Here is a 7,305-nt window from a genome sequence, read left to right on the forward strand (position 1 = left end):
CGCGCGAAGCCGTCCGCCGCTGCATCCAGCGCCGCGCTCCAGGAGGTCTCGCGCCCGCCGACCATCGGCGTCCGCAGTCGCTCCCGGTCGTCGAGCGTGGCCGCGAGTTTCGCGCCCTTCACGCAGAGCCGTCCGCGATTAGCCGGATGGGCGGGGTCGCCAGCGATTGTCCCCTCGCCGGCAATCAGCCCGCAACCGACGCCGCAATAGGGACAGGTCGTGTTCATGCCGGCGCCAGCGGAGCGGAGACGTCCAGCAGCACGCGTCCCTCGGCCACGCGTACCGGGAAGCGCGGGACGCAGGACGTCGTCTCCGTTCCTTGTCCCGTGCGCTCCGGAAGAAGAGGGAATCCATCGGCCTGATCGCGGAGGTCAAGCGTGCCTCTCCCTCGGCAGGACCCATCGCCCCGGATTGCGATCCCCCCAAGCAAGCGATCCTCTACGCCGAAGCCGGCGCCGACGGGATCAGCGTTCTTACCGACAGCTCCTTCTTTTCGGGCTCGACGGAAGATCTGCGCCGAGTCCGGGAGGCGGTCGATCTCCCGCTCTTGCGCAAGGACTTCATACTTTCGGAAGCGCAACTTTATCAAAGTGTCATCCTCGGAGCGGACGCCGTGTTGTTGATCGTGGCGGCGTTATCTTCGGAAGAGCTGCACGACTTGTATTCCCTCGCCGTCGATTTGGCACTCGAACCGCTTGTGGAAGTGCATAATGAACCCGAGTTGGATCGGGCTTTGGCCTTGGATGCACAGCTGATCGGGATCAACAACCGGGATCTCCGAACTTTCTCGATTGATCTGACGACCACGGAGAGGCTCATCGGGTTTATCCCGGAGGATCGCGTAGTCGTCAGCGAGAGCGGGGTTGTCCACGGGACGCAGGCGGCCTACCTTGGGGCGTTGGGCGTAGATGCGATTCTTGTCGGAGAGGCCTTGATGCGGTCGGAAGATCCGAAGGCAAAGGCGGCCGAGTTCCGCCGGGAAGCAACAATCCAGGGAGGCCGGCGCGCTCCGCGTAAGTAAGCCGGAACCTTGTTTCCATGCCGGTGCGGGTAAAGATTTGCGGAATTACTTCGCTCTGCGATGCGCGGATCGCGATCGAGGCGGGGGCCGATGCTCTCGGATTCATTCTCTATCCGGGGAGTCCGCGTTACGTGGAGGCGGAAGCGGCTGCCGAAATTCTCGAGGCCCTTCCCCCTTTCGTCGAGCGGATAGCCGTCCTGGTGAATCCCACCGTCTCCGACATGGAACGGATCGAATCGCTCGCCGGCTTCAGCGCCTGGCAATTGCATGGGGACGAAAGCGCGGAGTTCTGTTCCTCTCTTCGGCCCCGGAAGGTGATCAAAGCCCTCCGCCCACCTTGGCGGATTGCTCCGGAAGTTGCTTTCCCGGCTGCCGCTCTGCTTTTGGACAGCCCTTCCCCACTGTGGGGCGGAAGCGGGAACAGACTGGATTGGCCACTCGTGCGGAAATTTACGGAGAGGCTGCGCCAGCCATTTATCCTTTCCGGGGGATTGACCCCCGAGAATGTCCTGGAGGCGATCGCGCAGACCAATCCTTTCGGGGTAGACGTCGCGAGCGGAGTGGAGCTTGCTCCTGGCAAAAAGGATCCAAAGCGTGTATGGGAATTTGTACGAAGATGCAAGGCCCTCTAGCCAGCCTACCGGATGCCGGCGGCCATTTTGGACCCTACGGAGGAAAATTCGCTCCGGAATCGCTCGTGGCAGCCCTGGCAGAGCTGGAGGAGGTCTATCGGGCCGCCAAGGCCGACCCGACTTTTCAAGAGGAGCTCAACGAGCTTCTGCGGACCTACGCGGGTAGGCCGACTCCAATTACCTACGCCGCGCGCCTGACCGAAAGCTTGGGAGGCGCGCGCATTTATCTCAAACGGGAGGACCTTCTCCATACCGGAGCGCACAAGATCAATAACACGCTGGGCCAAGCGCTCCTGGCGGTGCGCATGAACAAGAAGCGAATCATCGCCGAAACCGGAGCGGGCCAGCACGGGGTAGCCACGGCGACCGTTTGCGCCCGCTTCGGGTTGGCCTGCACGATCTATATGGGCGAAGTGGATATGGAACGTCAGGCCCTGAACGTCGCTCGGATGGAGATCCTCGGGGCGGAGGTCGTCGCGGTGCGCAGCGGACAGCGCACGCTGAAGGAAGCGGTCAATGCCGCGATGCGCGATTGGGCGGCCACGGTGCGCTCGACTCACTACATCCTTGGCTCCGCGCTTGGCCCTCACCCCTTCCCGACGCTGGTTCGCGACTTTCAAAGCGTGATTGGGCGGGAAGCGAGAAAACAGATCCTCGAGGCGTCCGGAGAAGTTCCGCAGGCCGTGGTGGCCTGTGTGGGCGGAGGAAGCAATGCGATCGGCATCTTTCATGGGTTTCTGGACGATCCGGAGGTCCGTCTCGTCGGTGTGGAGGCGGGCGGACGGAGCAGCCGGCTCGGAGAACATGCGGCCCGCTTTTCGGCGGGAAGCATCGGGGTCTTACAGGGAACTCGGACCTTTGTGTTGCAGGATGCCGACGGGCAGATCGCTTTGACTCACTCGATATCGGCGGGGCTGGATTATGCGGCCGTTGGTCCGGAGCATGCTTATTTACGAGAAGTCGGAAGAGCCGAGTACGTGGTCGCCAGCGATGAGGAGGCTTTGCATGCGTTCTTCCTTTTGGCGCGAACGGAAGGCATCGTTCCCGCCCTCGAGAGCGCCCATGCCATCGCCCACGCCATCCGGTTGGCCAAAGAACTGCCGCCGGAGGCGGTGTTGCTCGTCAACCTTTCGGGCCGCGGGGACAAGGATGTCGAGCAAGTGGTCCGAATGCAGCGCCGCGGAGCGGCCAACGGCGGTTCTTCGACAAAGGAGGTTCCTCCTGTCTGATCCCGAGCGCTCGAAAAGGACTTTTCCCTGAGGGTCGGGAGAAGTCGGCTCCGTAGACGAACCGATGCAATCCATTAAAGGAGAAGAGAATTCCCTATTTCGCAGGGAAGGGATTCTTTTCGTGATTTCCGCTCCTTCCGGAACGGGGAAGAGCACTCTTTGCGAGAATTTGCGGCGGACGCCCGATTTCGTCTTTTCGATCTCTTGCACGACCCGGATGCCCCGTCCCGGCGAAGTGGAGGGAGAGGATTACTTCTTCCTGGACGAGCGACAGTTTTTTGAAAAGGTCGCGGCCGGGGAGTTCCTGGAGTACGCCAGGGTTCACGGCTGTTGGTACGGAACCTTGCGGCAAACGACGCTTCAGGCGCTTTCCCAAGGCACGGATGTCTTGTTGGACATCGACGTTCAAGGGGCGAGAAGTATTCGGAATCAGGAAGATCCCCGGTTAAAATCGGCACTCGTGGACGTCTTTATCATGCCGCCGACCTTTGCCGAGTTGGAGAGACGCCTGCGCAAGCGCGGAACGGAAAATGAAGAGGAGATCGCTCGAAGGCTGGAGCGGGGCCGGGAAGAAATGAAGGCATGGAAGGAGTTCAAATACACGATTCTCTCCGGCTCGGTGGAGGAGGATTTGACAAAGTTTCGTGCAATCATGCGAGCGGAGCGGTATCTGAGTCGGAGATTGACCTTGTATGTGTATGGAAAATAACCGTCCCACCGTTCTTCTGGGCGTGACCGGTTCTGTCGCAGCCTTTCGAACGATCGATCTGGCCAGTCAGCTCACCAAGGGCGGATATCGTGTCGATGTGGTGTTGACGCCGGGGGCTCTCCGGTTCGTCCGCCCCCTTTCGTTCGAGGCGGTCACCCATCGGTGCGCGTACACCGACGAAAGTCCCGGGATCCTGGAGGGCCGAGCCGTTCATATTGAATTGGCGGAGCGGGCCGGAGTCGTGCTCGTGGCTCCTGCGACCGCTGATCTAATCGGTCGATACGTGTGCGGGCTCTCTCCGGATTTGCTTACCTCTCTCCTTCTGGCCACGGAGGCACCCGTGTTGCTGGCGCCCGCGATGAATGCCCGGATGTGGAACCATCCGGCAGTTCGCGCCAATGTAGCGCTGCTCCGGAAACGGGGCGTGCGATTCATCGGTCCAGAAAGCGGTCTTCTTTCCTGCGGGAGCGAGGGCCCGGGGCGGCTTTGGCCGGTAGGCCGCCTCTATGAGATTCTCCGGGAGCTTTTGCCCGCGCAAAGCGATCGCATTCCTCCTTTCGAGCAGGAGGAGAAAGAAGTTGCCGCGCGGAAGCCAAGATCGATTTCCTTGTCCCGTGTCCAGGACGAGAGGAGGGGGGTGGACGAGATGGCAGAAAAGAAGAAGTCCCCGAAAAAGCCGGCGGTGAAGAAAATGGAGAAGAACGGCAAGAAAGGGGTCGCCGCGAAGAAAAAATAGAGAGCGGTTTCCTTTCCGAAGCGGGCGAAAAATCGCGGATGTTCGAATTGAAGGCCCGAAAATTGGGTCGAAGGAGGAATTTCGTCTACAAATACGGGGCTGAGCCCTCGGGGCGCGTTACGAGGGAGTCGATTTTCGCAGATATCGAAGAACTGAACGGAGAAGGGCTGAGCATTCGAACGTGAGCGAAAGTTTGCGAACCGAAGAAAGACCGCTCGTGGCGATCCTGATGGGGAGCCAATCCGATTGGCCGATCCTGCAGGGCGCATCCGAGGTATTGCAGCACTTTTCCGTCCCTCACGAGAAGTCGATCGTCTCCGCCCATCGCACTCCGGAAAAGCTTCGGCAGTATGCATTAACCGCGGCTGACCGCGGGATCAAGATTCTGATTGCGGGGGCGGGAGGAGCAGCACATTTGCCCGGGATGCTCGCCGCATATACGCCGCTGCCCGTCCTCGGAGTGCCTGTGGAAACGCGAGCGTTGCGCGGGATGGATTCCCTCCTTTCTATCGTGCAGATGCCGTATGGGATTCCTGTGGGTTGCCTCGCGATCGGGGAAGCCGGCGCCCGGAATGCCGCCTTGCTTGCCGTATCGATTCTGAGCTTGGAGAATCCGACGCTCGCCCAACTCTTGCGCGACTTCCGCAGTACGCAAACGCAACGGGTTCTGGATCAGAGAATATGAGTCCGAAGTTTCCCGGCTCTTCCATTGGAATTGTCGGTGGAGGCCAGCTTGGACGGATGCTTGCCGGAGAAGCGAGAAGACTCGGTTATCGTGTCGCGATCTTCGATCCCGATCCGGAGAGTCCGGCCGCCGGCCTCGCGGACCGTCATTGGTGCTCGGACTTTTCGGATCGGAATGCTCTGGCGGAATTCGCCAGTGCCGCCGACGTCATCACCTACGAATTCGAAAATCTCCCGGCGGAAAGCTTGACCTTCTTGGAATCGAAGGTCGCCCTCTTCCCTTCCCCGGAGATTCTTCGTATCTGTCAGGACCGTCGCCGCGAGAAGGCCTTCCTCTTGCAACGACGCTGTCCGGTCGCCGCCTTTTGCCCTGTCGAGCGGGCGGAAGATCTGACGAAGGCCCTGTCGCTCGTAGGGACTCCCGCCTTGTTGAAGACTGCGCGGCTCGGGTACGACGGAAAGGGTCAGGTGGAGGTATCGGAGCCGGCGGATTTGGAAGGCGCGTGGCACGAATTGGGAAAGGTTCCGGCCATTTTGGAGAAGAAAGTATCCTTGGAGGCCGAGCTCTCCGCCATCGTGGGACGTTCGGCCACGGGTGCTCTCGCGGTCTTCCCGATCCCTCGGAACTTTCACCGGGAAGGCATCTTTGATTATTCGCTGGTCCCGTCGGGACTGGGAGAGAGGATCGAGGGAATTGCGAGAGCAATGGCGGTGGAGATCGCTTCGGCTTTGAGCTTGATCGGGGTGATCGCCGTGGAGTTCTTTCTTGCCGAGGGGGGGCAATTGTTGGTGAACGAGCTCGCTCCGAGACCGCACAACTCGGGACATTTTACTTTGGACGGCTGCGTCACGAGCCAGTTCGAGCAGCAGCTTCGCGCCATCGCCGGGCTCCCTTTGGGAGATGTCTCGTTGCGAGGGCCTCTCCTCCTCCGCAATATCCTGGGTGACGCGTGGACCCAGGGGGAGCCGGACTGGGAAGCTCTCCTATCCTTGCCGGGCTTGCGTCTGCATCTCTACGGGAAGAGACGGCTGTCCGCGAAGCGGAAGATGGGTCATTACTCTGTGATCGCCTCTTCGATCCAAGAGGCTCGGGCGATCGACGAGCGGGCTCAAGCGATTCTCCGGTCGAGCCGGTAAGGTAACCTTTCCCGGCTTTTACCGGTACCAAGCATACCATTCCAAGGAGATCTTTTCGCAACGTTCCTTCTCTTCCGGCTCTCGAAAACGCCACCAGACCGTAAAGCCGCGCGATGCGTATCCGAAAGGGCGGATCGTGAACCAGGAGGAGAGAAACCAGGGGAAAAGGGTGGGCGTCGGCGAATGGCCGAGGCAAGGAATTGCCAAGAGCAGCGGAGCGAGATCGAATTGAAAAAGGAGCTCGGAGTTCGACGGTTGCCAGCCCCAGTGGGAAAAGTAGATTTCAAAGGAGTCGTTCCTCGGGCGATCGGAAACGGGATGGACCGGATATTCGGCCCGAATCCGAATCCGCTTGATTTCGTCCGCTTCGAAAACCGTCGGAATCGTCCAGGCGTAGAGCACGGGGTTTCCGCTTCTTTCCCCCAGGCGGACAAGCTCTTCGGGTGCCGCTTCGCGCAATGGCGGAACGGGCCTCTCATTCTCCCAAACGCGCAACCAGAGCGGAGGATTTGCCGGGTCCTCCTCGGAATAGAAGCGCAGCTTCGTGCGCTGGTGCCCGTTCTGCAAAACTACGTCTTCTTGATAGAGTACATGTGGGATGAGTTGCGGGGAAGGAGCCCCTGCGGAAACCGGCAGCCGTTCGCCAGGACTCAGTTGCGCATAGGCGCTCTCGGAAAGGAGCCGAACGGAGGATGAGTGCGCCGGGGCCGAGGGGAAGCAGCCTATGAGGAAAAAGAAGAGCGTCATCTCTTTGCTGAGGAGATTGGCGGTCGACATGGGAGTTTTCTATTCCTTTTCTTGCTTCTTCTCCGCGCGACTCAGTCCGATTTCACGATATCCCATCCATCCAACGGTCCCGAATACGGCGAGATGGAGAAAGAGGAGGAGGAGCGCGAGGAAGATTTGCGTTTGTCTGACGATGCTTCCCCAGCGCCGGTTGGTTGTCTGGCTCAAGGAGTCGACAAGCACCCATTCGATCCGCCCGGCCGGGTATAATCCCGGAGAGACGGCGAAGAAGTCCTTCATGTCTGCGGAGAGCTCTTCCGCCGGTGCCTTTGCCGAAAAACGAAGGAGGGAGGCGAAAAGCGGATGCGCTGCGGAGAAGCTTTCCTCGGCCGGATCGGAAGAGCTCGTATGCCGTCTTCTGCTTGAAAAAA

Annotated in this window: 10 protein-coding genes; 7 read left to right on the forward strand and 3 right to left on the reverse strand. The window is 60.2% G+C overall.

Translation table 11 applies throughout. From position 1 onward, the window contains the following. Positions 1-227 (reverse strand): hypothetical protein (locus FN369_RS09965; RefSeq protein ID WP_142525989.1); only part of this gene is annotated, 227 nt, incomplete at its 3' end. Positions 228-319: 92 nt separating this feature from the next. Between FN369_RS09965 and trpC the strand changes: the two genes are divergently transcribed. The 7 genes from trpC to FN369_RS10000 all read left to right on the forward strand — a co-directional run bounded on the left by trpC (position 320) and on the right by FN369_RS10000 (position 6,148). Beyond that, the gene (trpC, locus tag FN369_RS09970) at positions 320-1,021 is read left to right on the forward strand and encodes an indole-3-glycerol phosphate synthase TrpC (RefSeq protein WP_246189656.1); all 702 of its coding nucleotides are present in this window, start codon (positions 320-322) and stop codon (positions 1,019-1,021) included. Between the two features lie 17 nt (positions 1,022-1,038). Further along, positions 1,039-1,653: a phosphoribosylanthranilate isomerase gene (locus tag FN369_RS09975; protein WP_142525991.1), complete on the forward strand. Its 615-nt coding sequence runs from the start codon at positions 1,039-1,041 to the stop codon at positions 1,651-1,653. Continuing rightward, a complete protein-coding gene (gene trpB / locus FN369_RS09980; protein ID WP_246189657.1) occupies positions 1,620-2,882 on the forward strand; it encodes a tryptophan synthase subunit beta in 1,263 nt (420 codons plus the stop codon). The genes FN369_RS09975 and trpB overlap by 34 nt, the downstream gene beginning before the upstream one ends. Before the next feature lie 64 nt (positions 2,883-2,946). Further along, a complete protein-coding gene (gene gmk / locus FN369_RS09985; protein ID WP_246189658.1) occupies positions 2,947-3,591 on the forward strand; it encodes a guanylate kinase in 645 nt (214 codons plus the stop codon). Next, positions 3,581-4,327 carry a flavoprotein gene (locus FN369_RS09990; protein WP_142525993.1) on the forward strand — a complete coding sequence of 249 codons (747 nt, stop codon included), beginning with the start codon at positions 3,581-3,583 and terminating at the stop codon, positions 4,325-4,327. Before gmk ends, FN369_RS09990 begins: the two co-directional genes overlap by 11 nt. Before the next feature lie 229 nt (positions 4,328-4,556). Beyond that, a complete protein-coding gene (gene purE / locus FN369_RS09995) occupies positions 4,557-5,012 on the forward strand; it encodes a 5-(carboxyamino)imidazole ribonucleotide mutase (protein WP_142525998.1) in 456 nt (151 codons plus the stop codon). After that, a complete protein-coding gene (locus FN369_RS10000) occupies positions 5,009-6,148 on the forward strand; it encodes a 5-(carboxyamino)imidazole ribonucleotide synthase (protein WP_142525994.1) in 1,140 nt (379 codons plus the stop codon). Before purE ends, FN369_RS10000 begins: the two co-directional genes overlap by 4 nt. An 18-nt stretch (positions 6,149-6,166) precedes the next feature. Here FN369_RS10000 and FN369_RS10005 read toward each other — a convergent pair whose 3' ends face one another. Together FN369_RS10005 and FN369_RS11710 are read right to left on the reverse strand one after the other, a co-directional pair. Further along, entirely contained in the window at positions 6,167-6,925 is a 759-nt protein-coding gene (locus tag FN369_RS10005) for a hypothetical protein (protein WP_142525995.1), read from the reverse strand. A gap of 9 nt (positions 6,926-6,934) precedes the next feature. After that, positions 6,935-7,305 (reverse strand): hypothetical protein (locus tag FN369_RS11710; RefSeq protein WP_218580045.1); only part of this gene is annotated, 371 nt, incomplete at its 5' end.

This window comes from Methylacidimicrobium cyclopophantes (genome assembly GCF_902143385.2).
Taxonomy (GTDB): Bacteria; Verrucomicrobiota; Verrucomicrobiia; order Methylacidiphilales; family Methylacidiphilaceae; genus Methylacidimicrobium; species Methylacidimicrobium cyclopophantes.

Coding starts and splice junctions, on each gene's coding strand:
- FN369_RS09975 (WP_142525991.1), top strand. CDS start 1,039: ATGCCGGTGCGGGTAAAGATTTGCGGAATTACTTCGCTCTGCGATGCG.
- trpB (WP_246189657.1), top strand. CDS start 1,620: ATGGGAATTTGTACGAAGATGCAAGGCCCTCTAGCCAGCCTACCGGAT.
- gmk (WP_246189658.1), top strand. CDS start 2,947: ATGCAATCCATTAAAGGAGAAGAGAATTCCCTATTTCGCAGGGAAGGG.
- FN369_RS09990 (WP_142525993.1), top strand. CDS start 3,581: ATGGAAAATAACCGTCCCACCGTTCTTCTGGGCGTGACCGGTTCTGTC.
- purE (WP_142525998.1), top strand. CDS start 4,557: ATGGGGAGCCAATCCGATTGGCCGATCCTGCAGGGCGCATCCGAGGTA.
- FN369_RS10000 (WP_142525994.1), top strand. CDS start 5,009: ATGAGTCCGAAGTTTCCCGGCTCTTCCATTGGAATTGTCGGTGGAGGC.
- FN369_RS10005 (WP_142525995.1), bottom strand. CDS start 6,925: ATGTCGACCGCCAATCTCCTCAGCAAAGAGATGACGCTCTTCTTTTTC.